The organism is Calditerricola yamamurae (genome assembly GCF_054654135.1).
Window position 1 is genome coordinate 205,434 of the sequence record NZ_BAAIFH010000004.1, and the last position, 22,599, is coordinate 228,032.

The 22,599-nt window shown below is 64.3% G+C and carries 22 protein-coding genes; 9 read left to right on the forward strand and 13 right to left on the reverse strand.

Annotated features, from left to right (window positions below; all coding sequences use genetic code 11):
* Positions 1-113 precede the first annotated feature (113 nt).
* The 5 genes from ACYQ0Z_RS02390 to ACYQ0Z_RS02410 form a co-directional block, all read right to left on the reverse strand.
* Complete coding sequence (locus ACYQ0Z_RS02390) at positions 114-1,088, reverse strand: acetyl-CoA carboxylase carboxyltransferase subunit alpha (RefSeq protein ID WP_459864076.1); 975 nt, start codon at positions 1,086-1,088, stop codon at positions 114-116.
* Complete coding sequence (gene accD, locus ACYQ0Z_RS02395) at positions 1,085-1,987, reverse strand: acetyl-CoA carboxylase, carboxyltransferase subunit beta (protein WP_459864078.1); 903 nt, start codon at positions 1,985-1,987, stop codon at positions 1,085-1,087. The genes ACYQ0Z_RS02390 and accD overlap by 4 nt, the downstream gene beginning before the upstream one ends.
* Positions 1,988-2,019: 32 nt before the next feature.
* Positions 2,020-2,205 (reverse strand): glutamate decarboxylase, encoded by a 186-nt coding sequence (locus ACYQ0Z_RS02400; RefSeq protein ID WP_188816626.1) that lies wholly within the window; start codon positions 2,203-2,205, stop codon positions 2,020-2,022.
* A gap of 118 nt (positions 2,206-2,323) precedes the next feature.
* The gene (locus ACYQ0Z_RS02405) at positions 2,324-3,577 is read right to left on the reverse strand and encodes an NAD(P)-dependent malic enzyme (RefSeq protein ID WP_459864080.1); all 1,254 of its coding nucleotides are present in this window, start codon (positions 3,575-3,577) and stop codon (positions 2,324-2,326) included.
* An 84-nt stretch (positions 3,578-3,661) separates the two neighbouring features.
* Positions 3,662-7,177, reverse strand: coding sequence for a DNA polymerase III subunit alpha (locus ACYQ0Z_RS02410; RefSeq protein ID WP_459864082.1), 3,516 nt, complete (start codon positions 7,175-7,177; stop codon positions 3,662-3,664).
* A gap of 216 nt (positions 7,178-7,393) precedes the next feature.
* On the opposite strand from ACYQ0Z_RS02410, the gene ACYQ0Z_RS02415 reads away from it, so the two are divergent.
* Both ACYQ0Z_RS02415 and ACYQ0Z_RS02420 read left to right on the forward strand, forming a co-directional pair.
* The gene (locus tag ACYQ0Z_RS02415; protein ID WP_459864084.1) at positions 7,394-7,726 is read left to right on the forward strand and encodes a YtrH family sporulation protein; all 333 of its coding nucleotides are present in this window, start codon (positions 7,394-7,396) and stop codon (positions 7,724-7,726) included.
* Positions 7,726-8,211, forward strand: coding sequence for a sporulation membrane protein YtrI (locus ACYQ0Z_RS02420; RefSeq protein ID WP_459864086.1), 486 nt, complete (start codon positions 7,726-7,728; stop codon positions 8,209-8,211). Before ACYQ0Z_RS02415 ends, ACYQ0Z_RS02420 begins: the two co-directional genes overlap by 1 nt.
* Before the next feature lie 128 nt (positions 8,212-8,339).
* Here ACYQ0Z_RS02420 and ACYQ0Z_RS02425 read toward each other — a convergent pair whose 3' ends face one another.
* A complete protein-coding gene (locus tag ACYQ0Z_RS02425; protein WP_459864088.1) occupies positions 8,340-9,650 on the reverse strand; it encodes a DRTGG domain-containing protein in 1,311 nt (436 codons plus the stop codon).
* 111 nt (positions 9,651-9,761) lie between these two features.
* Entirely contained in the window at positions 9,762-10,316 is a 555-nt protein-coding gene (locus ACYQ0Z_RS02430; protein ID WP_459864090.1) for a helix-turn-helix domain-containing protein, read from the reverse strand.
* 139 nt (positions 10,317-10,455) lie between these two features.
* Here ACYQ0Z_RS02430 and ACYQ0Z_RS02435 point away from each other — a divergent pair, with 139 nt between their 5' ends.
* Entirely contained in the window at positions 10,456-11,271 is an 816-nt protein-coding gene (locus tag ACYQ0Z_RS02435; RefSeq protein ID WP_459864092.1) for an AzlC family ABC transporter permease, read from the forward strand.
* Positions 11,268-11,582 (forward strand): AzlD domain-containing protein, encoded by a 315-nt coding sequence (locus ACYQ0Z_RS02440; RefSeq protein WP_459864093.1) that lies wholly within the window; start codon positions 11,268-11,270, stop codon positions 11,580-11,582. The genes ACYQ0Z_RS02435 and ACYQ0Z_RS02440 overlap by 4 nt, the downstream gene beginning before the upstream one ends.
* Before the next feature lie 115 nt (positions 11,583-11,697).
* Here ACYQ0Z_RS02440 and ACYQ0Z_RS02445 read toward each other — a convergent pair whose 3' ends face one another.
* From ACYQ0Z_RS02445 to ACYQ0Z_RS02455, 3 genes are all read right to left on the reverse strand, one after another.
* The gene (locus ACYQ0Z_RS02445; RefSeq protein WP_459864095.1) at positions 11,698-11,940 is read right to left on the reverse strand and encodes a hypothetical protein; all 243 of its coding nucleotides are present in this window, start codon (positions 11,938-11,940) and stop codon (positions 11,698-11,700) included.
* 48 nt (positions 11,941-11,988) lie between these two features.
* Complete coding sequence (locus ACYQ0Z_RS02450) at positions 11,989-12,678, reverse strand: metal-dependent hydrolase (RefSeq protein WP_459864097.1); 690 nt, start codon at positions 12,676-12,678, stop codon at positions 11,989-11,991.
* 122 nt (positions 12,679-12,800) lie between these two features.
* Positions 12,801-13,952 carry a DUF445 family protein gene (locus tag ACYQ0Z_RS02455; protein WP_459864099.1) on the reverse strand — a complete coding sequence of 384 codons (1,152 nt, stop codon included), beginning with the start codon at positions 13,950-13,952 and terminating at the stop codon, positions 12,801-12,803.
* Between the two features lie 103 nt (positions 13,953-14,055).
* On the opposite strand from ACYQ0Z_RS02455, the gene ACYQ0Z_RS02460 reads away from it, so the two are divergent.
* Genes ACYQ0Z_RS02460 through ACYQ0Z_RS02480 form a run of 5 tightly spaced genes read left to right on the forward strand, consistent with a single transcriptional unit; the run spans position 14,056 to position 19,746 of the window.
* Entirely contained in the window at positions 14,056-15,477 is a 1,422-nt protein-coding gene (locus tag ACYQ0Z_RS02460; protein WP_459864101.1) for a YheC/YheD family endospore coat-associated protein, read from the forward strand.
* The gene (locus ACYQ0Z_RS02465) at positions 15,456-16,580 is read left to right on the forward strand and encodes a YheC/YheD family endospore coat-associated protein (protein WP_459864103.1); all 1,125 of its coding nucleotides are present in this window, start codon (positions 15,456-15,458) and stop codon (positions 16,578-16,580) included. The genes ACYQ0Z_RS02460 and ACYQ0Z_RS02465 overlap by 22 nt, the downstream gene beginning before the upstream one ends.
* Positions 16,577-17,929 carry a YheC/YheD family endospore coat-associated protein gene (locus tag ACYQ0Z_RS02470; RefSeq protein WP_459864105.1) on the forward strand — a complete coding sequence of 451 codons (1,353 nt, stop codon included), beginning with the start codon at positions 16,577-16,579 and terminating at the stop codon, positions 17,927-17,929. Before ACYQ0Z_RS02465 ends, ACYQ0Z_RS02470 begins: the two co-directional genes overlap by 4 nt.
* A gap of 48 nt (positions 17,930-17,977) precedes the next feature.
* Entirely contained in the window at positions 17,978-19,273 is a 1,296-nt protein-coding gene (locus ACYQ0Z_RS02475; protein WP_459864107.1) for a YheC/YheD family endospore coat-associated protein, read from the forward strand.
* The gene (locus tag ACYQ0Z_RS02480) at positions 19,270-19,746 is read left to right on the forward strand and encodes a GNAT family N-acetyltransferase (protein WP_459864109.1); all 477 of its coding nucleotides are present in this window, start codon (positions 19,270-19,272) and stop codon (positions 19,744-19,746) included. The genes ACYQ0Z_RS02475 and ACYQ0Z_RS02480 overlap by 4 nt, the downstream gene beginning before the upstream one ends.
* Before the next feature lie 73 nt (positions 19,747-19,819).
* Here the strand turns inward: ACYQ0Z_RS02480 and ACYQ0Z_RS02485 are convergent, their stop codons facing one another.
* The 3 genes from ACYQ0Z_RS02485 to ACYQ0Z_RS02495 form a co-directional block, all read right to left on the reverse strand.
* Positions 19,820-20,545 (reverse strand): C40 family peptidase, encoded by a 726-nt coding sequence (locus ACYQ0Z_RS02485; protein ID WP_459864111.1) that lies wholly within the window; start codon positions 20,543-20,545, stop codon positions 19,820-19,822.
* Positions 20,546-20,850: 305 nt separating this feature from the next.
* A complete protein-coding gene (locus ACYQ0Z_RS02490) occupies positions 20,851-21,042 on the reverse strand; it encodes a hypothetical protein (RefSeq protein ID WP_459864114.1) in 192 nt (63 codons plus the stop codon).
* Positions 21,043-21,159: 117 nt separating this feature from the next.
* Positions 21,160-22,584: a SpoVR family protein gene (locus tag ACYQ0Z_RS02495; protein WP_459864116.1), complete on the reverse strand. Its 1,425-nt coding sequence runs from the start codon at positions 22,582-22,584 to the stop codon at positions 21,160-21,162.
* Positions 22,585-22,599 lie beyond the last annotated feature (15 nt).

The following is a 22,599-nucleotide window of genomic DNA, read 5'->3' on the forward strand; positions in this document are numbered from 1 at the left end:
GATTTCTCTGAGATGCACGAGCCTGCCATACGAAACGGCCGTGTGACCACGATGATGGTACACCCATTGTACCGAAAAAGCTTCCCGCACGGCTACGGGAAGCTTTCTCGGGATCAGCGATCAGCCATCCCCACCAGGGACGTGAAGACGCCCAACCGCCGATATTTTTCGTACCGGTCCTCGATCAGCTCCTCCGGACTGAGGCGCATCAGCTCGTCGAGGGCCTTCGCGATCACCTCGCCGAGGCGCTGGGCCGTCCAGTCGACGTCCCGGTGCGCCCCGCCCATCGGTTCGGGGATGATCCCGTCGATGACCCCCATTTCCAGCAGGTCTTGAGCGGTGATCTTCATCGTCTCCGCGGCCCGCTGCGCCTGGGAGGCATCCTTCCACAGCAGGGCGGCCGCCCCTTCCGGAGAAATGACCGAGTAGAAGCTGTTCTCCAGCATGTACAGCCGGTTGCCCACGCCGAGGGCCAGCGCCCCGCCGCTTCCACCCTCGCCCGTCACCACACAGATGATGGGCACGCGAAGCGCCGCCATCTCGCGCAGGTTGCGGGCGATGGCCTCGCTCTGCCCGCGCTCTTCGGCGGCCATGCCGGGGTAGGCGCCGGGTGTGTTGATGAAGCAAAGGATCGGGCGCCCGAACTTGTCGGCCTGCTGCATGAGCCGCAGCGCTTTGCGGTAACCCTCGGGATGGGGCATGCCGAAGTTGCGGGCGATGTTCTCCTTCGTGTCTTTGCCCTTCTGGTGCCCGACGACGGTGACCGGAATACCGCGGAACTTGCCAATGCCGCCCACAATGGCCGGATCGTCACCAAACACGCGATCGCCGTGCAGCTCGACAAAGTCGTCAAGCAGGCGCTCGATGAAATCCAGTGTGGTGGGCCGACCCGGATGGCGGGCAATCTGCACCTTCTGCCACGGGGTCAGATTGCCGTAAATCTCCTGCTCCAGCTCGCGCAGCCTCTCCTCCAAGCGGGCAATCTCCTGGGACAAATCAAGGGCCTTTTCCTCCGAAAAGGCGCGCAGCTCGGCAATCTTGCGGCGAAGCTCCACGAGCGGCTGTTCAAAAGGCAGTTCCCCGCTCACGAGCCGACCCTCCTCACCTGGTGAAGATCGAGCAGCTTGGCCAGCGTGGCGCGCATTTCCTTGCGGTGCACGACGAGGTCGAGCTGGCCGTGCTTGAGCAGAAACTCCGCCGTCTGGAAATCGTCGGGCAGCTTCTGCCGAATGGTCTGCTCGATGATGCGCCGCCCCGCAAAGCCGATCAGCGCGCCGGGCTCGGCGATGTTGATGTCGCCGAGGGAGGCGAAGCTGGCCGACACGCCGCCGGTCGTCGGGTTGGTCAGAACGCTGATGAACAGGAGCCCCTCGCGGTGGAAACGAGCCAGGGCCGCCGATGTCTTGGCCATCTGCATCAGGCTGAGCACGCCTTCCTGCATGCGCGCCCCGCCGGATGCGGAAAAGAGGAGGAGGGGAAGGCGCTTCTCCGTGGCCCGCTCGATGGCGCGGGTGATCTTTTCCCCCACAACCGATCCCATGCTGCCCATGATGAATCGGCTGTCCATCACGCCGATGACGACCGCGAAGCCGTCAATCGTGCCTTCCCCGGTCACCACCGCTTCGCGCAGGCCCGACTGGGCTTGGGACTTGGCCAGCTTGTCGGGATAGCCGGGAAAGCCCAGGGGGTCTTCCGATACCAGGTCGGCATCGTACTCCACAAACGATCCCTCGTCGAGCGTAATGCGAATCCGCTCCGGTGCAGACAGGGCAAAGTGGTAATCGCATCCCCGACAGACCTTCAGGTTTTTGTCCAGTTCCTTGACATATGTGATCGTGCCGCAGCGGTCGCACTTGATGAGCAACCCCTCGGGAATCTCCCGCCGTTCCTCGCGCGCCGCCGCGTCGGCCGCGTCTTCCCGGCGCACAGGCTGCACGCCGGGCAGCGTAGCGTACCGCTTCCGTTTCCCAAACCAGTCCTTGAACACGTTTACACCCCACCTGCGACACTCGGCGCCCTTCATTCGTGAAGAATGGCGCTGAGCACCTCTTGGACTTCCCGCACTTCGGAGCCGGGAACGAGCACTTCGTATTGCTTCGACACCCCGCTGGGGCGAATCTTCACCAGAAACCCCTCTTCTTCAAGCCGCTGTTTGATCCGCTCGGCCGCCTTTTCGCTGGGCGCAATATAGATCACGGTCCACATGGGGGTTCCTCCTTCACCTGCCGCAACTCGGCTTCGTCTTCGTTGCGCTGTGCGCGATCACATCATATCTATTATTTGGACCGCGCCGCCATCCGTCAAGGAAAAGCGGACGAAGGACCTACACGCCCGTAGGCAATTGGGCCGCGATGCGGGCGGTCGTCCGGCGGCGGATCACCTCAGGGTCGACCGCTTTGCGGGCCACGCCCGTGCGCATCGCCGCCTCGGCCACCGCCGCCGCCACCGCCGGGGCCACACGCCGATCAAGGGGCGAGGGGATCACGCAGTCGGGCGACAGCTGTTCCTCCCCGACGAGGCCGGCAATGGCGTTTACCGCCGCCAATTTCATCGCGTCGTTGATCTCCGTCGCCGCCACATCCAGCGCGCCGCGGAACACACCGGGGAAGGCGAGGACGTTGTTCACCTGGTTGGGAAAGTCCGAACGCCCCGTTCCCACAACGGCCGCGCCGGCAGCCTTGGCCTCATCGGGCAGGATCTCGGGAACGGGGTTCGCCATGGCGAAGACGATGGCGTCCCGGGCCATCGTGCGCACCATGTCGGGGGTGAGCACCCCGGCCGTCGAGACCCCGATGAAGACGTCTGCGCCGCGCAGACAATCCGCCAGCGTACCGCGCACGCGCTCGCGGTTGGTCACCGCCGCCATCTCGGCCTTGATCGCGTTCATTCCTTCGGGACGGCCGGGATAGAGCGCGCCGTACCGGTCACACAAGACGACATCGCCCACGCCCAGCTGGAGCAGAAGGCGCACAATAGCAATGCCCGCCGCACCGGCGCCATTCACCACCACCCGTACGGCGGAAAAAGATTTGCCGACCACGCGCAGGGCGTTGAGGAGCCCGGCAGCGGTAACGATGGCCGTGCCATGCTGGTCGTCGTGAAAGACGGGGATGCGTACCTCCGTTTTGAGCCGCTCCTCGATGGCAAAGCATGCCGGTGCGGCGATGTCCTCCAGGTTGAGGCCCCCAAAGGTGGGCTCAAGGCGCTTCACCGCCTCGACAAACGCCTCGACCTCCACCTCCCGGACACAGATCGGGACTGCATCCACGTCGGCAAACAACTTGAACAGGAGGGCTTTTCCCTCCATCACCGGCAAGGCCGCCTCCGGTCCGATGTTGCCCAGTCCCAGCACCGCCGTTCCGTTCGTCACCACCGCTACCAGGTTGCCCTTGACGGTGTAGTCGTAGACGCGGTCGGGATCGGCGTGAATCTCCTTGCACGGTTCGGCCACGCCCGGCGTGTACACCAAACTCAGGTCATGGGCGTTGCGTACCGCCATCCTGCCCTGGATTGTCAGTTTTCCTTGGTACTCACGATGCAGCTTGAGCGCTGCCTCGCGCAGGCTGAACTCCCCCACCGTCACGTTCCTCCTTTTGCCCGGTTTCCGGGCATTTTTTCTATTATAGCAAAGTCTTCACAAACGGCGCGAGGGCGCCGTCGCTCATCGAACGGCATAGGTGCCGGGGCCAAAGAGCCGCTCCACGGCGGCCTGCAGGGCATCGCTGGGGGCGACAGCGTAGCGGGCGGAAAGGGCGCGAGCCTCGCCCGTGGCCTCGAGGTAGAGCACCACCGGCACCGTTCCGGCGTGCAGGGCCAGTACCGCTTTCAGCCGAGCCAGATGGGTACGGGTCTGGGCATGGCGCGGCACCTTGATATACACGCGACTGGCCTCTGCGTCCGGCGGAGGAGACGCGTCCGCAGGCGACGGCGAACCGGCCGCGGGGGACACCGGTGGATCGACCGGAGAAGAAGACGCCACGCCGCGTGTTTCCGACGCGCGCAGGCGCTCGGCAACGGCGTCGAGGTCCCAAGCGCGGCGCAACAGCAGCTTCACCTGCTCGTCCTGGCGGTCGACCGTGCCTTCGATTACGAGGGCCTCGGCTCCCTCGATGACGGCACGGTACCGGCGATACGCGTCGGGGAAGACCACCACCTCAACACGCCCGGCGCGGTCTTCGAGGGTGAGAAAGAGCATCGGCTCCCCCTTACGCGTCTGGATCCCCTTCTTCTCCCGCACCAGGCCGGCCACCTTGGCCACGGTGCGGTCCCGCAGCTCGGCCAGGGCCGAAAGGGAAAAAATCCCCGGACGGTCGAGGATGTGCCGGTAGGCGTCAAGGGGATGGCCGGACACGTACAAGCCGAGGTACTCGCGCTCGTGGTCGAGTCGCTCACGCAGGCTGAAGGGCGGCAGATCGGGATAGGAGACGGGCATGGCCGTTTGGACCGGTTCGGCAAACAGGGCCAGCTGTCCGTCATCCCGCGCCCGGCGCGCCTCGACGGCGGCGTCCAACACGTCGTCGAGAACGGCCAGCTTTTGCACGCGGTCCCCTTCCAGGCTGTCCATCGCCCCGCAGAAGATGAGCGCCTCGAGCACTTTCCGGTTCAGCGCCCGCGGGTCGACGCGCAGGCAGAAATCGTACAGGTTGCGGAACGGGCCGGCCTTACGCGCCTCGAGGATAGCCCGCACAGCGTGCAGGCCGACGTGCTTGATCGCCCCCAGGCCAAAGCGGATACCACCGGGGACGACGGTGAAAGACTCGTCGCTCTCGTTGACATCAGGCGGCAGCACCGCAAGCCCCATCTCCCGGCAGGCCTCCACATACTCGGCCAGCTTGTCGTGGTTGCCCATCACCGAGGAGAGGAGAGCGGCCATAAACGCTGCCGGGTAATGGGCCTTGAGGTAGGCCATCTGATAGGCGATGACCCCGTAGGCGACGGCGTGGGCCTTGTTGAACCCGTAGTCGGCAAAGCGGACGATCAGGTCGTAGACGGCATGGGCCAGCGCCTCGTCGTACCCCTGGCGCCGGCAGCCGGCCACAAACCGCTCGCGCATCTCGTCCAGAAGCTCGCGCTTTTTCTTCGCCACCGCGCGGCGCAGGATGTCGGCCTCACCGAGGGTGAAGCCGGCCAGTTTCGCCGCCACCTGCATGATCTGCTCCTGGTAGACGAGAATGCCGTAGGTGGGAGCGAGGATCGGCTCGAGATCGGGATGGGGATAGATGACCGGCCGCTCACCGCGCTTGCCGGCGATGTACTGGTCGATGAAGGCCATCGGTCCCGGCCGGTACAGGGCGAGAACGGCGACGATGTCATCAAAACACGAGGGCCTCAGCTCGCGCAAGACGCGCCGCATGCCGGCCGACTCGAGCTGAAAAATCCCGGTTGTTTCGGCGCGAGAGAGCAGGGCGTAGGTGTCGGGGTCGTCGAAGGGGATCGCCTCGAGATGCGGCCGCTTGCCCGTCATGCGCGCGATGTGATCGAGGGTGCGCTCGATGATCGTCAGGTTGCGCAGGCCGAGGAAGTCCATTTTGAGGAGACCGATCGCCTCGAGGGCCTCCATGTCGTACTGAGTGAGGGGACACACGCCGCTGCCGGCCGTCAGCGGTGTGTGCTCGGTGAGCGGGTCGCGCGAGATCACCACCCCCGCGGCGTGGGTCGACGGGTGACGGGGCAGCCCCTCCACGGCCTTGGCCGTGTCGATCAGCCGGCGCACCTCGGCGTCCCGCTCGTACAGCGCGCGAAGCTGCGGCACCTCTTGCAATGCCCGCTCGAGGGTCATGCCCGGCCCGCCGGGAATCAGCTTGGCCACGGTGTCCACCTTGCCGTGGGGCAGATCGAGGACGCGCCCGACGTCGCGCACCGCGGCGCGGGCGGCCATCGTCCCGAAGGTGATGATCTGGGCCACGCGGTCGGCACCATAGCGTTCGACCACGTAGCGGATCACCTCGTCACGCCGCTCGTCGGAAAAATCGATGTCGATGTCGGGCATGCTGACGCGCTCGCGGTTCAAAAACCGCTCAAAGAGAAGGCCGTGTTCGAGCGGGTCGACCTGGGTAATCCCGAGGCAGTACGCCACCAGGCTGCCCGCCGCCGATCCCCGTCCCGGACCGGTAAGGATGCCCCGCTCGCGGGCATAGCGCATGAAATCCCAGACGATGAGAAAGTAGTCGGCGAAGCCCGTCTCGGCAATGACGGCCAGCTCGTGGTCAAGCCGCGCGCGCACCGTCTCGCTCACCGTACCGTACCGCCGGCGGGCGCCGGCCTCGCACAGCTTGCGCAGGTAAGCCTCGGCCGACGGCTCGCCGGGCGGGAGGGGAAAGCGTGGCAGGACCGGCCGGCCGAGGGGAATGGTCACGTGGCAGCGGTCGGCAAGGCGCACGGTGGTTTCCAGCGCCTCGGGGAGATGGGCAAAGCGCGCAGCCATTTCCTGGGCCGACGTGAAGTAAAACCGGTCATTGGGCAGCCGCAACCGATTCTCGTCGGCCAGGCGCTTGCCGGTGGCGATGCACATCAGTACCTCTTGCACACGGGCATCCTCGCGACGAACGTAATGGACATCGTTCGTCGCCGCCACCGCCAGGCCAAAGCGACGGGCCAGCTCCACCAATTGGGCGTTCACCAGCCGCTCGTCGGGCAGATCGTGGTCCTGCACTTCGACCACGACGTTCTCCCGCCCGAAGATCTCCACGTACTGCCCCAGCGCCCGCTCGGCCTCCGCCGTCTTTCCGGAAAGGAGCAGCTGCGGCACTTCGCCGCTCAGGCATCCGGTGAGGGCGATGAGGCCGTCGCGGTGGCGATGAAGCATCTCCTTGTCGACGCGCGGCTTGCCGTAATGCATGCCCGACAGGTGCGCCGCCGTGGCCAGGCGCATCAGGTTTTTGTACCCGGTCTCGTTTTCGGCGAGCAAGGTGAGGTGGTACACCGGCTGGCGGTCCCGCGGTGCTCGGTCCGCCGCCGAGCCATTGACCACATATGCCTCCATGCCGAGAATCGGTCGCACGCCGCGTTCGAGGCAGGCACGGTAGAAGGGAATGAGACCGTAGAGCACGCCGTGGTCGGTCAGGGCGAGGGCCTCCATCCCTAACTCCGCCGCCCGCGCCACCAAGTCGTCAATGCGCGCCGCACCGTCAAGCAGGCTGTATTCGCTGTGCACATGCAGATGGACGAAGGCGGCCACGTCCCTTCCTCCCTCGCGTCACGTTCCCTATCCTTGCTCACGTTCCCTTTCTTTACTTATCATAGCGCAAGCCGAAAGGCGAAACCAAACATATATTCGCCTTCGCATGGTTGCGGCGGACGAGTCATACAATCTAGCAGACGAGACGCGCGCCGACCCGCACGCCATCCGCGCCGCCGCGGGCGGCCCCAATCTCGCGGGATGCGGGGGGAAGCCATGAGTGAATTTGTCTCCACCGCCGTGCTGTACTTTTTCGTCGCCTTCGGTGTACTGGTGGGAGGAGCCTCCGTCGGCGGGCTCGGCGCCCTGCTGGTGAACCTGCCGCCGCTGCACACGATGCTCAGCCTGGCGGAAAAGCTGAAAATCTGGGCCCTGGTTGCCGCCGTGGGCGGCACCTTCGACGTTATCAAGCACATTGAAAGCGGCGTCACGGACGGAAACCTCTCCTCGGTGCTCATCAAACAGGTGCTGCTCCTGTCGTCGGCTTTCGCCGGTGCCTACTGCGGCACGCTCCTCCTGCACTGGATTGCGAAAGGGGAGGGGCTGTAATGCGCATCGTCCCCGCGAGCCGCCATCCTCGCCTGTTTCGCTACGAAATGGTCTTTCTCTTCGGCCTGTTATGCGGTGCCGTGTTGTGCCTCTACGTCGTCGGCCAGCAGATCGACCGCTACCACCTGACCCTCAAGACCCTCACCCTGGAAAACGCCAAACTCCAAGAAGAGATCCGTGCCCTGCAGGACAAGCTAAAGGCACAGTCGGCCAAACCGGTGGTGCGCAAGGTCGACGTGGTGGTCCTCGGCGACAACCTCGACGCCTTTCTGAAGGCCGAAGTGATCAGTCATGTAAAAAAGGAGACCCGGTTCCTGGTCGGCCTTCCCATTGACAGCCTGCTGGAAACGCACCGGGCCCTCGTGCGCCTGCTGAACAACCAGACCCTCACCGTCGAGGACCGCACCTTTCGCCTCGCCCTGCGCACACTCGTTGTCGGGGAAACGATTGCCCTGTACATGGAAGTAAATCCGTCCAATCCATAAAATGCGCTTTCGTTGCCACTCTCGGGCGCGAAAGCCCGCCCCAGGCGCCACCCCCGCCGCTTTGACGGGAACCGCGCTTGGGTGGTGGGGATACAGACAATCCCCCGACGGGTTCCGCCGGGGGATTGTTACCGTTCAAAAAGCTGCGCCGTCAGGACGGCTTTGGCCACCAGCTGGCCTTCGCGGTACACTTCCACGTCCACCTTCCCGAACTTGCGGCTGACTTCAAGAACACGCGGGTGGACGTCGATGGCACTGTCGATCTGGATGGGCTTGAGAAAGTAGACGCTGAGGTTTTCGCATACAAATTCGCCCTTTTTGTGCTGGCGCAGGGCGCGACGGGCCGCTTCCTCGATCACCTGGGTGAGCACGCCGGTGGCCATCATCCCAAAATGGTTGGTCATCTGCGGCGTCACGTCACCCTCCAGGACCACCTGGCCATCGACGCGGGTTTCCGTGAAGCGGGTGGTAATCAGATCGGCGAAGGTTTCGCCGACTTGCGGCTGCTTTTGCATGTACTGCAAGGCCTTGAGGACATCCTGACGGCTGACGACTCCCAAGAGGCGCCGCTGGCCGTCCACGACGGGCAAAAGCTCGATGCCTTCCCACACCATCAGATGGGCCGCTGCCGCCACCGACATGTTGGGCGATGCCGTCAGCGGCTGCTTGGTCATCACCCGCTCAATCGGCGTATCGGGCTCGAGGCCAATCACGTCCTTGGTGGTGACGATGCCGACCACGCGGTCGTGCTCATCGACAACGGGATAGCGCGAATGCCCGGTCTCCATCTGCAAGGCCTCCCAGCGGGCGACGGTGTCGTCCGGGTGCAACACCACCGTGGCGTGGCGGGGAACAAGAATGTCTTCGACCAGGATGATTTCCTTCTTGATCAGCCGGTCAAAGATCGCCCGGTTGATTAGCGACGCCACCGTAAAGGTGTCATAGCTGCTCGAGATGAGCGGCAGCGCGTATTCGTCGGCCAAACGCTTCACCTCGTCACTGGCGTCAAACCCGCCGGTGATCAGCACCGCCGCGCCGTGCTGGAGAGCCAGCTTGTGGGCCTGGTCACGGTTGCCCACAATCAAGAGGCTGCCCGGCTCAACGTAGCGCATCATCGCCTCCAGTTTCATGGCCCCGATCACAAATTTGTTCAGGGTTTTGTGCAGTCCCTCGCGCCCGCCGAGGACGTGGCCTTCCACGATGTTCACCACTTCGGCAAAGGTCAGCTTCTCGATGTTTTCCTTCTGTTTTTTCTCGATGCGCACCGTGCCGACGCGCTCGATGGTGCTGACCAGGCCGCGCGCCTCGGCATCCTTGATTGCCCGATAGGCCGTCCCCTCGCTGACCCCCATGTCCCGGGCAATCTGGCGCACCGAGATCTTCGTCCCCACGTCCAGCGACTCGATGTACTGGAGAATCTGCTCGTGTTTCGTCGTCAAATCCCCGTCACCACGCTTGTTGGAAAATCTGTTTTACCGTCTCGCCGCTGCTGTGCTCCACATGGCTTTGCCCTATTATAGCGCCGAGCGGGCCGCCGCACAACCGCGCCCTCAGCGGGGCGGGTATACGAGCAGCATATGGACCCGTGTCGGCCGGTCACCGCAGCGGTACGTATGGGGGCGGTCCGCGACCATGCGTAGGGCGTCCCCGGCGCGCAGGGTGTACGTACAGCCGTCCACGTCAACCGACAGCTCCCCCTCGGCGATGAGCAGGTATTCCTCGACGCCGGCGGGATGCGGCTCGGAGGCGTGGATCACGCCGGGGTCCATCTCCACCCGGTACACCTCAAGGCGTGTGGCACGGTCGAAGGGAAAGACGGGGTAGACGCGATATCCGCCGCCTTCCTCGACAACGGGGGAGGTGGCGACGCGGGGGACGACGGTAACCGTTGGGGGCTCGGGCTCGATCAGCGCCGAAAAGGTCAAGTTCAACCCCGCGGCGATCTTCCACAGCGTGGTCACCGTCGGGCTCGACTCGCCCCGCTCGATCTGGGCAAGCATGCCCTTGCTCACACCGGTGAGCTCAGCCAGCTTGTCGAGGCTGAGCCCGCGCTGTTTGCGCAGGCGCTGCAAGTTGCGGCCAATCTGCACGTGAATGGGTTCCATGGGCTCACCCCGGTTGTCGGAAAACGTGTTGACCCACAGGAATCGGCCTTCCCGCGTGTGAACCAAGTTGTATGTTATATTGTACGAATGTATAATACATTATAAACTCTTCGACTTGCGAACAAGGAGGCCGCAACCCATGAACCGCGACGCGCACCGCGCCTTTTTCCGCGGCGTTCGAACGGGAGTGCCGATTGCCGTCGGCTACCTGCCCATCTCCATGGCCTTTGGCGTGCTCGCCCGGTCGGCCGGCTTGCCGGAGGTGGCAGCAGTGGCGATGTCGGTGCTCGTCTATGCCGGCGCCAGCCAGTTTGTCGCCGTCAACCTCCTCGCACTGGGCGTGGCGTGGAGCGAAATCGTGATGACCACGTTCCTCCTGAACTTGCGTCACCTGCTCATGACGGCAGCCCTTTCCCGGCGCATCGAGCCGGGCGTGCCGAAACCGCTGCGCGCGCTCGTGGCCTACGGCGTGACGGACGAAACCTTTGCCGTCGCGTCCCTCGAGCCGGACGCCACGCTGCGCCCCGCCTTCCTGCTGGGACTGGGTACCATCGCCTTTACCGCGTGGAACATCGGCACGGCCCTCGGGCTGGTCGCCGGGGCAGCCCTTCCCGAGGCGTTGCAAGCCAGCCTGGGCATCGCCCTGTACGCCATGTTTCTCGGCCTTGTGATCCCGCCGATGCGCACCTCCCGCTCCGTGGCCGCCGTCGCCGCCACAGCCGCCCTCACCCACGCCGCCTTGGCCACCCTCACTGCCGTGCCGCTATCGCCAGGCTGGCGCATCGTGCTGGCCACCGTCGTCGGTGCCGCCGTGGGCACCGTCCTCATGGAGGACCGCGAAGGCGGCAAGAAACCGCGCGCGTCCTCAGCCGCCACGAAGAAGAAGGTTTCCGCGGGGCAAGGAATCCCCCATCCCCAGAACGCGGCAACGTCCACCAAGGAGGTAAGACCGTGAACGACACAACCGCCCTGCTGGCCCTCATTGCAGCGATGGGACTGGTGACCTACCTGCCGCGCATGTTGCCGCTCGTTTTCCTGCCGGGGCGCGCGTGGTCGCCGGTTGTGGAGCGTTTTTTCCGTTTCCTCCCCTACGCCGCCCTCGGCGCCCTCATCGTGCCCGGGGTGTTCACCGCCACGGGGCATCCCGCATCCGCCACCGTTGGCGCGCTGGCGGCAGCAGCCCTCGCATGGCGTCGTGCCCATCTCCTCCTCGTCGTGGCCGCCGGCATCGCCGGGGCACTGGCTGTCGACCTCATGATCCGGTAACAGCATGACGGCGGGCAAGACGCGCGCCGGCTTGACGCGCCGGCACTTCACGTCCTGCCCGCCGGTATTGTCCCGCGTCAACCCGGGACGCGGATGTTCTCAGTCGCCTCGGCTTTCACGCGCGCCACCGCGAACCCGTCGTCGAGGGGTAGCAACGTGGCCTCCAGGCGCGGATGGGAGACCAGGCGCTCATGAAACGCGCGGATGCCCCGCGTCGCACCCCGACCAGCTTCACGAGCAAATGCAACAGCCGCCCCAACTGGGCGTCACGGAAATCTCCGGCAATCCCCGCGCGCACCGCGCGCAGCACCTCGTCTTCCCGCACAAACCACCGCTCGATGTACGCCTCCCGGCTCACGCGCTCCCTCCCCCGATTCCTAACGCATATCCCCCACCCTCGCAGCAGTCACAGGGTCAGCGACTGCCCGCTTTCCAACACCACGCCGTTAATGCCCTTCTCCTTCAGCGCCTGAACAAAGGCGTGGGCATTCTGCTCGATGAGCGGGAAGGTGTTGTAATGGATGGGCACCACCGTCTTGGCCTTCACCCATTCCGCGGCCAAGAGCGCATCCTCGGGCCCCATCGTGAAGTTGTCACCGATGGGCAAGAACGCCACGTCCGGCGCATGCCGCTCGCCAATCAGCTTCATGTCGCCAAAGAGCGCCGTATCCCCGGCGTGGTAGATCGTCTTGCCTCCAAGAGACAGCAGAATGCCCGCCGGCATCCCGGTGTAGACGATCCGGCGTCCCTCCTCCTCCACAAAACTCGACCCGTGAAACGCGGGGGTAAACTTCACGCGAAAGACTCCAAAATCGCGCGCCCCCCCGATGTGCATCGGATGGACGGAAACCCCTTGCCAAGACAGGTAGGTGGCCAGCTCAAAGACGGCCACCACCGTCGCCCCAGTGCGTTTGGCGATGGCCACCGTGTCCCCCACATGGTCGCCGTGGCCGTGGGTGAGCAGGATGAAATCGGCGGACAGCTCTTCCGGCTGCACCTTGGCCAGCGGGTTGCCCGTGACAAACGGGTCAATGAGGATGGTTTTCCCTTCGTGGCGCACCTCCACAAAGCTGTGCCCGTGGTACACCAGTTCCATGACGATCCCTCCCGAAACGGCGTGTTTCCGGTTTGCTTTCCACGTTCACGCTAGTATTCTCTAATTTCGCGATCCATGCCCCGTTTCCTGCTCCGTAGCCTTGTTGCGTTCCGCCGCACGGCCTATCCCAGTCCCCACAGGATGACCGTCTGCACCGCACCAACCACGCCGCCAATCACGGCCCCGATCCAGGTGATCCACCGCAGTTCACGTCCGGCCACCTCGACGATCCGCGCCTCCAGTTCCGGAAGCGAGAAGGCTTCCACTTCCTCTCGAACCGCTTCGGCCAACGGCAGCGACCCGAGAAGCCGGTCTGCGCGCGCGGCAAGCCCGTCAAGAATCGCCAGCACGGCGGCAGGGATCCACACGTCCACCACCCGGGCGGGCAAGAGGCGGCCCATCTCGGCCAAAGTCACCCCTGCCCGACGGGGAGAGGCCAGCAGGCGAAGGAGGCGCGTCACCAGGTGGCTTCCGGGCCGTTCCGGCAGCATCGTGACAAACGTCACCGCCGGACACCGCCACAGCTCGGTCACCAGCGCGCGCAGCAGGCGGGCCAGCGCATCCTCCGCCGCCGGTCGCCTCAACCTGTCCGCGAGGACGCGGGACAATCCAAGCGCCACCCGCTCCTCCGGCAGCAGGGCACCGGCAAGCGCCCCCACCACGCCACGTTGGGCAACCGCCTCCCGAACGATCCGGGCCAGCGCCCGCCGTCCTTGCTCGCTGGCCAGAAAATCCGCCAGCAGGCGCGCCACATGCGGTGCTGCCCGCTCGGCCAGCCGCTCCACCCCCACCCGCACGTTTGGCGGCACGAGCGCGCCGATGGGTTGCGCGCCCGCGCCCACCAGCCGGCGCCGGAGGACCGCCGTTGCCACCGTTTCCCCCTCGCGCACGAGACGTAAAAAGAGCCGCAGCCCTGTCCGCCGCACCTCGCCCGGCAAGGCCGCTACAATGTCGCACAGCGGACGCTCGTCGGTCAGGGCGCGGCGCAGGCACCTACGGACCCACGCGGTGACGGCGTTACGCCACGCCGGGCTGGCCATGGCCCGCCGCAGCCCCTTGGCGGTGACGAGGTGGCGGGCCACCAGTTCCCCCAGCTGCCGGGCCAACGCACCGTGTCGCTTGGGAATCAGGCCGGGGGTAAACGGCAGGGTCCACTGCCCAATCCGCCACGGCCTGTGCGGCCGAAACAACATGCGAATCGCCAGGTAATTGGTAGCCCCGCCAATAAACGCCCCCATGAGCGTCCCAAATCCAATCCCCAGCACTTCGTTCACCGCAGCGCCTCCTCATGGTCGAGCCCGATCCGCGCACCGGCCCGCGCAAGCCTACATACGATACAGTAGCCAATCGGGAGACAAAGAAGGGGACGGTGGCGTCATGCTCGTGATGCGCGTGTTCATCCAAATCGATGCGGATACCGGGAAACCCCCCACCATCATCTTTCCCCAAAGCCTGGCGAAGCGTATGGCCCTTTCGACCTCGCTTCCCCTGCGCGTCTCCTTTGGCTCGCGCCAAGCAGCAGCGGCGGTGGCCATCGGCGGCAGCTCGACGGCACTCATCCGCCTCAACCAGCCGCTCGCGCAAACCTTGTGCCTTCCGGGACCGCGCTTGGCGCACATTGTGTATTTCCGAGACGAGCATCGCCTCGATCTCGGGCCAATCCTGGGGGTGTTGGTCTCCCGGGCGTACGAAAACGAACCGGCGCGCCCCTTTGGTCATTTTACCCCGTTCTTTCTCGAACTGATCGCCAGCGGCGCGCGGCACGGTATGCTGGTCTACGCCTTTACAGCGGAGGACGTCGCAACCAACCCGTCCACCATTTGTGGATGGATCTACCGCCACAACGCCTTTCACCGCGTCCACCTGCCCCTGCCGCACGCTGTCTACAACCGGCTTTCTTCCCGGCTCAGCGAAGGGACCGCCGCCAGCCAAAAGCTCCTTCTTCAGTTGCGAAACGGCGGCGTGGCCATTTTCAACGAGCGGTTTCTCGACAAATGGACGGTACATCGCAAGCTGGCCGCCGTTCCTGAACTGGCACCGCATTTGCCCGATACGCGATTCTATCAGGGACCGGCCACGGTAAAGGAATTGCTCGACCGCTATGGCCTCATCTACCTCAAGCCGTCAAACGGCAGCTTGGGGCGGGGCATCTACCGCGTCAGCAAGGAGCGCCGGCGGTTTGTCGTCTCGTACACCACGCTGTCGGGCACGATACGACGCGTCTTTTCGCGTTGGGCACAGGCGGCGCAGTTTTTGGTGCCTCGGCTCGGCAAACGGCCGTATCTCGTGCAACAGGGGCTCCTGCTCCTCACCTACCAGCAAGCGCCGGTCGACTTTCGCGTGCTGGTGCAAAAAGGGCGAACCGGTGCGTGGGGCGTCACCTCGATCGTGGCGCGCACCGGTCCGGCCGGTGGCATCGTGACCAACCTCGCCCGCGGCGGGGCATCCCTTCCAGCTGCACAGGCGCTGACACAAGCCTTGCCCCTTTCGGCCCCACGCCCGTCGCTCACCGCCCTGCGCCAAAAAGCCCTTCTCGTGGCCAAAAGCATCGAGCAGACCATACCGGGACACTTCGCCGAGCTGGGGATCGATCTGGCCGTCGATGTACATGGGAAAATATGGGTTATTGAAGCCAACGCCAAGCCGTCAAAAACCGAGGAACGGCCGGACGAACCGGGATCGCCTGCGGCGTTACCCCGCCCACGACCTTCCGCCCTCCGCCTGGCCGATTATGCATGGTACGTGTACCGCCAACAGATCACGAGGAGCGAACCAACATGGCCTCCTGGATCGCGCTAGGTGTTCTTTCCTTCGCCACGAGGGCCACATCCGCACCCTTCCCCTTTGCCGAAGGGGCGTTTTTCACGCAATTGGCGAAAGCTGGACAGGAACGCAAGATCCAGGTACTGGTCCTGGATCCGCGGTCCGTTCACCCGGGCACGCGGCGCGCCTCCGGTTACGGCTGGCAAAAGGGGCAATGGCAACGCGCGTCCGTCGAATTGCCCGCCTTGCTGTACGATCGCTGCTACTACCCCAGTCGCGCCGCATACCGTCGCCTTGCGCCTTTCGTGGCGGCAATCAAGGCCCTGCCCCACGTCACGTTTCTCGGCCACGGCCTGCCACACAAATGGGCCGTCTACCAAATGCTGCGCACCGCACCCGCGCTGCGGCCCTATCTGCCGGAAACGGCTCCCTTATCCACGGCGGCACAACTCCGCCTTTGGCTTCGCCGTCACGGAAGCGTCGTTGTCAAACCGCGCGGCGGGGCGCAAGGACGGGGCGTGCTTCGCGTGAAACCGGAGGGAGGCGGATGGCACGTGGTCGGCCGGGACAGCCGCAACCGCCCCGTGGCCCTGCACATCGCCAGCATCGAGGCACTGTGGGCACATCTTTTGCCGCTGCACCGCTCCAGCTCCCTGATTATCCAGCCATACCTCGCCCTGCACACCGCCAACCAAATCCCCTTCGACCTCCGGGTGCTGGTGCAAAAAGACGGCACGGGCACCTGGCAGCTGACGGGAACTGCCGTGCGCGCCGGCCAACCCGGCAGCCTGACCGCCAATCTCCACGGCGGCGGGACCGCGCTGGCCACGCAACCGTTCCTGGACGCCCACTATCCTCCCCAAACGGTGGCCGCCATCACCGAACAAGTCCACACCATCGCCGCCATCGTGCCCCGCCACCTGGAAGCGCACCACGGGCGGCTGTTTGAGCTCGGCATTGACTTGGGCATCGAACCCGACGGCCGCGTGTGGATCCTAGAGGTCAATTCCAAACCTGGGCGTGCTTCCTTTTGGCACACGGGCGATCGGAAAGCCGCACAGTTGTCGGTCTTGCGCCCCTTGGAATACGCCCGCTGGCTGTCGGCGAGTCCCCCACGTACAGGAGGCCGCTTTCCATGAGCACGATTCGCGTCGCCCTCCAGCGCCATGCGATCGCCAAACCGGTTGTGTACCTCTCGTCGCCCGTTCTGCGTTCCCTGGACCTCACGCCTGGCCAAACGCTGTCCGTGCGCTTGGGCCAGCGGTCGATCCTCGTCACCCTGCGCCAGCATCGGGCATCCGCCTCCACCGCCGTACTCGGCACACCGGTATGGAACGAGTTGGTCGTCCCCCACGGCGGTCCGGTTCACCTGCAGGTCAGCGGCAACACCCTTTGCCTCGGACCGGTTGTCGGCATCCTCACGACCGGCCGCATGCCCCGTCCCGATCAACCTTTTGGCCTGCGCAGCCCCTTTTTCCGCCACCTGCTGGCGGTGGGTCCGGAAGTGGGATGCCTCTATTACGTCTTCACACCGGCGGATATCGACTGGGAAAACCGGCGCGTACGCGCCTCCTACTGGCGGGGAGGACAATGGCACACCGGTTGGGCGCCGTTTCCCGACGTCGTCTACGATCGCGTGCCCAACCGCACGGCGGAAGCCCGTGAAGCCGTCCAACACGCCAAGCGCGGACTCCGCGCCCTCGCCATCCCCATCTTCAATCCCGGATTCTTTCACAAATGGGAAATCCACCAGCGATTGCTCCGCTTTGCCGATATCCGCCCCCTTTTGCCGGAAACGGTCTTCATGCCCACGGTGGCGGACATTGTCCGGCTGCTGCACACCCATACTCGCGTCTACCTCAAACCGGCCGGCGGGAGCCTAGGGCTTGGGATCTACATGTTTCTGCGCCATCCGCGCTGGGGCCTCTTGGTCCGCTTTCGACGAGGAGAAAAAAACCTTCTCTACCGATTTTCGAGCGTCGGCGAGGCGTTGCGCCGCTTGGGCCTCACCCCGAGACTTCCCCGATACATCGCCCAGCAAGGCATCCAGCTGATTACCGTCCACGGTCGCCCGGTGGACTTTCGCGTGCACGCCCACAAAACCCGTGCCGACCAGTGGATGGTGGTCGCCGTCGGCGCCAAGGTGGCGGGGCCGGGCTGCGTCACCACCCACCTGCGTACCGGGGGAAGGCTGATGGAAGCGGAAACGGCGCTCCGCGCCGCCTTCGGCGAACAAGCAGTGCACGTCTTGACGCGGATTGAACAGACCGCGCTGCGTCTGGCCCGCGCGCTGGAGGAATCCTTCTCCGCCCCTGTCGGGGAACTCGGCTTTGATCTCGGCGTCGATCGCGCGGGAAACGTGTGGATGTTCGAAGCCAACGCCAAGCCGGGGCGTTCGGTGTTCCACCACCCAAGTATGCGCGAGGCCGACCGCCTCTCTCGAAAGGCCCTCCTCGAATACGCCATGTACCTGGCCCATTTTGCTTGACCGGCATGCCGAACGGGCCACCGCAACCCCTTCGAAAGGAGGACGTTTATGGCGCCTCACGCGCACGTGGTGCTCTCCCTGTCCGACCACCGGTGGCATGTGATCCGTCCCACCCTCCCATTGTCCGGCCGGCCCCTCGTGGCCGGTGCCCTCGACCAGCCGTGGCCCGCTGACATGCACAGCCGCTGGCCGGCCGACGCCCCGTCCAGCTCGCGCCACTGGCACAGCCGCATCCTCCTCGACCCCCAACCCGAGCGCATCCGCATCGGCCCGTTTTTGGGCATCCTCATCCTGCGCGATGCCCGGGGCCGCTTGCGCGGAAACCACGGCCATTTGGCGGCCATCTGCCAAACAGCACGCCGGCTCGGGGGCATCGCCTTCGTGTTTACCCCGGACGACGTGGACCGCACCACCATGACCGTCACGGGCCGTCTGCCCCATCGCGGCAGGTGGATCGAGGCCCCGCTTCCGCTGCCCCACGTGGTGTACAACCGCATCCCCTATCGCCAGTGGGAACAACGGCCCGGCGTACAAGCCTTCCTTACGTGGCTGACGAAACGCGTCCATCTGTTCAACCGCAGCTTCTTTGACAAATGGCAGCTCGCGCAATGGCTGGGCACCGCGAAATCCTTGCGCGCCCTCCTCCCCGACACGGCGCGCGCCACCCCGGGGACATTGCGCGCCTTTTTGGCACGCTACCCGACGGTCTACCTCAAACCGTGCGGCGGAAAAGCCGGCGTGGGCATCCTGCGCGTCACGAAAACCCCCGCAGGCTATGAAGCGATTGGGCAATCGACCAACGGGACGCGGAAGACTGCCGTTTTCCGCCGCTTTGAAGAGCTGGCATCCTGGTGCCGGCGGTGGATCGGCGACGTTCCGTATCTGATCCAGCAAGGCATCGAGCTGGCGAATGTCAACGGGCAGCGCTTCGACCTTCGGGCACTCGTGCAAAAGGATGGCAGCGGCCAGTGGCAGCTCACCGGCGTCGGCGCTCGGGTTGCACCCGCGGGCGGCATTACCACCCATGTGCCCCAAGGCGGGCACATCGGCAACCCCCGTCTCCTGCTGGCACGGGCGCTCCCGTCCCAAGCGGCTTCCCACGTTCAGGACCAGCTCAGAACGGTGGCCCTAGCCGTCGCGCGCACCCTCGAACGGCACATGCCCGGTCTGGCCGAGTGTTCGATGGACTTCGGGGTCGACCGCCACGGCAAGCTGTGGTTCTTTGAGGCCAACGCCAAACCGATGACCTTCGACGAACCAACCATCCAGCGTCGCGCCCTGGAAACGCGCATCCGCTACGCCCAATGGGCCGCCGGCTTTCGCACCGGAGGCACGACGCAATGAAGATCCGTGTGGTGACCCCCGCGGAGTGGCCGCGGTTGCGCCCACTCGTACTCGCATTGGTGCATCGCCACGGGGACCGACGCATCACCCACCGCGCCATCCGCTGGCTGCGCGATCTGAAACCCGGTGAGCTCAACCAGCCCGGTACCCTCATTGTCCTTGCCCGAACGGACAGAGGCAGGATCGCCGGATGCCTTGCCGCCAAAGACTTCGGGCGGAGTGAGTCGCTCATCGTCGTCCACTCCGCCTGCCGCCGGCGCGGCATCGCCAAGGCCCTGACCGCCGCGGTCATCCGCCGCCTCGGCAAACTGTATGTCCGTGTCGCTGTGGACAATGTCCCCAGCCTGAAAACCTGCTTTTCCCTCGGCATGGTCGCCTTTCACCTGTTCACCGGCCCCACCGGAAAGCCGACACTGTGGCTCGGGTGCGGTGACTGGCGGCCCGAAGACGTGGACACGTCGAAACACGCGTAGAAAACCCCACTATGGGAACAGCCGTTCAAACGAAAACGCCCTCTGCCGTAAGTGGCAGAGGGCGTGGCTTTGCTCACTGGATCACACGCTTGGCCGTCACGGCCGTACGCACCCAGTAGCCGGAGAAGCTGGCGTACTGGACGCCGCCGCGCGGAATGGCGTGCAGGATTTTGCCGTTGCCCGCGTAGATGGCCACGTGGTCGATGCCGGCACGGGCCGACGACGTATCGAAGAAGATCAGGTCACCCTTCTGCAGGGCATTCAGCGCGACGGTGCGGCCCACTTGGGCTTGCTGCCGCGAGCTGCGCGGCAGGGTGATGCCGTTTTCACCGAACACCACGCGGGTGAACTCCGAGCAATCGAAGGCGCGGTCACGCGCATAGTTGGCCCCAAACTTATACGGCGTGCCGAGATACTTCTCGCCGGTGGCGATGATGGCGTCAGCCAGGGAGGCATGGCGCGGGCCTGGCGCTTCCGCTTTCGGCGCGGCCGGTTTCGTCGGGATGGTGGAAGGCGTCTCCCATGTCGACGAACCGTTCGTCGAAGTGGACGGTGCCGATCCTGCCTTTGGCGTTGGAGCCGTCGTCGGCGAACCGTTCGTCGAGCTGGTCCCCGTGGAAACCGTACCGTTGTTGACGGAAACAAAGGTTCCGGGTTTTCCGGTTTGCGATGTTACCGATTTCCAAATCTCTTCAACGGATACCGCTCCCGCGCTGGGCACCATCATCGAAAACGTCAAACCGGTGGTCAGACAGATTGCCCCAACCGTCTTCAGCGTCGTTCGCGCGCGGTTGCGCACGCTATCCCTCCTTTGCATTTTCATGGCATATTCGTGCCCTCCGCATCCTCCGAACCGGAACGAACGGAAGGCTTGTCCCCTCCGTTTGGGAAGGCTTGTCCCATCCGCCAGGAAACAGCAGGACCGCGCCGACAGTTCCAAGGTACCATACCCCTTTCACCAAACCAACCCAAAAAATATGGAAATTAAATGGAAAATAATTCAGCAGAAAATGTATAATTTTTTATCAAAACAAAAACGGGCTCCGCCTTGGGAGCCCGCCAATCGCGAGGGCAAACCACGTTTTCCCGGTGCAATGGGTGTCCTCAACACCAACCGAGGTCGCAATTCTCGGCGTACGCGGACGTCGGACGTCCCCCGTTCTCCCCGCGGGGATCCGTCACGGGCAACAAGCGGCAGATCCCTCGCGCGTCACACACGAATTTGCCGACCACCCGTTCGTCCTCGTACAGCAGAATCGACCCCTTTTCGAGCTTGGCCAACAGTTTCCGGTCCATCCAACCCCCTCCTTTCGCAGTTCCTCTGCTCTAATTTAAACAAATTCCTTCTTTAGAATCAATATAAATTGAGTCCCACAAAGCGGATGTACCGTCCCGCGGGGATGGGCACCCGGTTCACAGAAAGCGGCGATGGACCTTTCTGCCGTCATACGTAAACAGCACACCGCGGTTTTCCACCACCGTCTCCAGATGGACAGAGCGCCCCCACAGCTGGTACACGTAGGGAAGCGTCTTCTCCACATACTTGAGGTCCAGTTCCACCCCTTCGTAATGGTGCTTGAGGTACAGCTCGCCGTTGCGCAGGTAATCGCTGTCCTGCACGGTGATGTAGGGAAACCCGCCGTTGATCCGCAGCGCGACGAGCTGGTCGCGCACCGTCTCCCACGCCTTGTCGGTAATCACCCAGTCGTTTCCGGATTTCGCGTACAAATAGAGGTCCAGTTCCTCCACAAGCTCTTTGGTCAAGTAGTCGCGCAGGAAGGACGTGTCGGAATCCAGCTCGCGCACCTCGAAGATTTTCCGCCGCCCCTGGCCCGGTTTGCGCCCGAAGCGCCGCTGCTCTTCCTCGGTGGGATGGTCCCAGCGCCGCTCGATGTCCTCGAAGATGCGGTAACCCAAGAGATACGGGTTAATGCTGGTGCGGGAGGGTTGGATGACGGCGGCGTGCAAACGGGCGTACTCGATGATCTCGTCCTCGGTAAGGTCCAGCTCGCGCATGATGCGGGTGTGCCAATAGGTGGCCCACCCCTCATTCATGATCTTCGTCTCCAACTGCGGCCAGAAATAGAGCATTTCTTCGCGCAAAATGGTAAGGATGTCGCGCTGCCAGTCCTCGAGAACGGTGCTGTACTCCTCAATGAACAACACCAGATCCTTTTCCGGCTCGGGCGGAAATTTTCGTTTCTTGATGGGTTCGCGCTTCGCCGCGCGCACCTCGCCCGTTTCATCCAGCTTCCACAGGTCGTCGTAGGGTGTGCGCGGCTTTTTCGGCTCTTCCGACAACGGCGGCTCATGCCGTTTCCACCGCAGCTTGGGCCGCAGGAGGCTCGGGTCAATGTGCTCCTGAATGGCCAGCGCCGCGTCGAGAAAGCGCTCCACTTCCAGTTTGCCGTACTGGATTTCGTAGGCGCGAATGCGCTCCGCACTAGCCGCCATGCTTTCCACCATGTCGCGCTTGGTGTTGGCAAAGCGCACGTTGTTCTTGAAAAAATCGCAGTGGGCCAACACGTGGGCAACAATCAGTTTGTTCTGGATGAGGGAATTGCCCTCAAGGAGAAAGGCGTAACAGGGGTTGGAGTTAATCACCAACTCGTAGATCTTCGACAACCCGAGATCGTACTGCAGTTTCATCCGGTGAAAGGCCTTCCCGAAGCTCCAGTGCGAAAAGCGCGTGGGCATGCCGTAGGCGCCGAAGGTGTAGAGGATATCGGCCGGACAGATCTCATAGCGCATCGGATAAAAATCAAGGCCAAAGCCTTTGGCCACTTCGGTGATCTCGGCGATGGCCCGCTCCAACGCCCGCTTCTCGTCGTCGCGCATCCGGATCGCCTCCTC

Coding starts and splice junctions, on each gene's coding strand:
- ACYQ0Z_RS02400 (WP_188816626.1), bottom strand. CDS start 2,205: ATGTGGACCGTGATCTATATTGCGCCCAGCGAAAAGGCGGCCGAGCGG.
- ACYQ0Z_RS02415 (WP_459864084.1), top strand. CDS start 7,394: ATGAGTGAATTTGTCTCCACCGCCGTGCTGTACTTTTTCGTCGCCTTC.
- ACYQ0Z_RS02420 (WP_459864086.1), top strand. CDS start 7,726: ATGCGCATCGTCCCCGCGAGCCGCCATCCTCGCCTGTTTCGCTACGAA.
- ACYQ0Z_RS02430 (WP_459864090.1), bottom strand. CDS start 10,316: ATGGAACCCATTCACGTGCAGATTGGCCGCAACTTGCAGCGCCTGCGC.
- ACYQ0Z_RS02435 (WP_459864092.1), top strand. CDS start 10,456: ATGAACCGCGACGCGCACCGCGCCTTTTTCCGCGGCGTTCGAACGGGA.
- ACYQ0Z_RS02450 (WP_459864097.1), bottom strand. CDS start 12,678: ATGGAACTGGTGTACCACGGGCACAGCTTTGTGGAGGTGCGCCACGAA.
- ACYQ0Z_RS02460 (WP_459864101.1), top strand. CDS start 14,056: ATGCTCGTGATGCGCGTGTTCATCCAAATCGATGCGGATACCGGGAAA.
- ACYQ0Z_RS02465 (WP_459864103.1), top strand. CDS start 15,456: ATGGCCTCCTGGATCGCGCTAGGTGTTCTTTCCTTCGCCACGAGGGCC.
- ACYQ0Z_RS02470 (WP_459864105.1), top strand. CDS start 16,577: ATGAGCACGATTCGCGTCGCCCTCCAGCGCCATGCGATCGCCAAACCG.
- ACYQ0Z_RS02475 (WP_459864107.1), top strand. CDS start 17,978: ATGGCGCCTCACGCGCACGTGGTGCTCTCCCTGTCCGACCACCGGTGG.
- ACYQ0Z_RS02480 (WP_459864109.1), top strand. CDS start 19,270: ATGAAGATCCGTGTGGTGACCCCCGCGGAGTGGCCGCGGTTGCGCCCA.
- ACYQ0Z_RS02490 (WP_459864114.1), bottom strand. CDS start 21,042: ATGGACCGGAAACTGTTGGCCAAGCTCGAAAAGGGGTCGATTCTGCTG.
- ACYQ0Z_RS02495 (WP_459864116.1), bottom strand. CDS start 22,584: ATGCGCGACGACGAGAAGCGGGCGTTGGAGCGGGCCATCGCCGAGATC.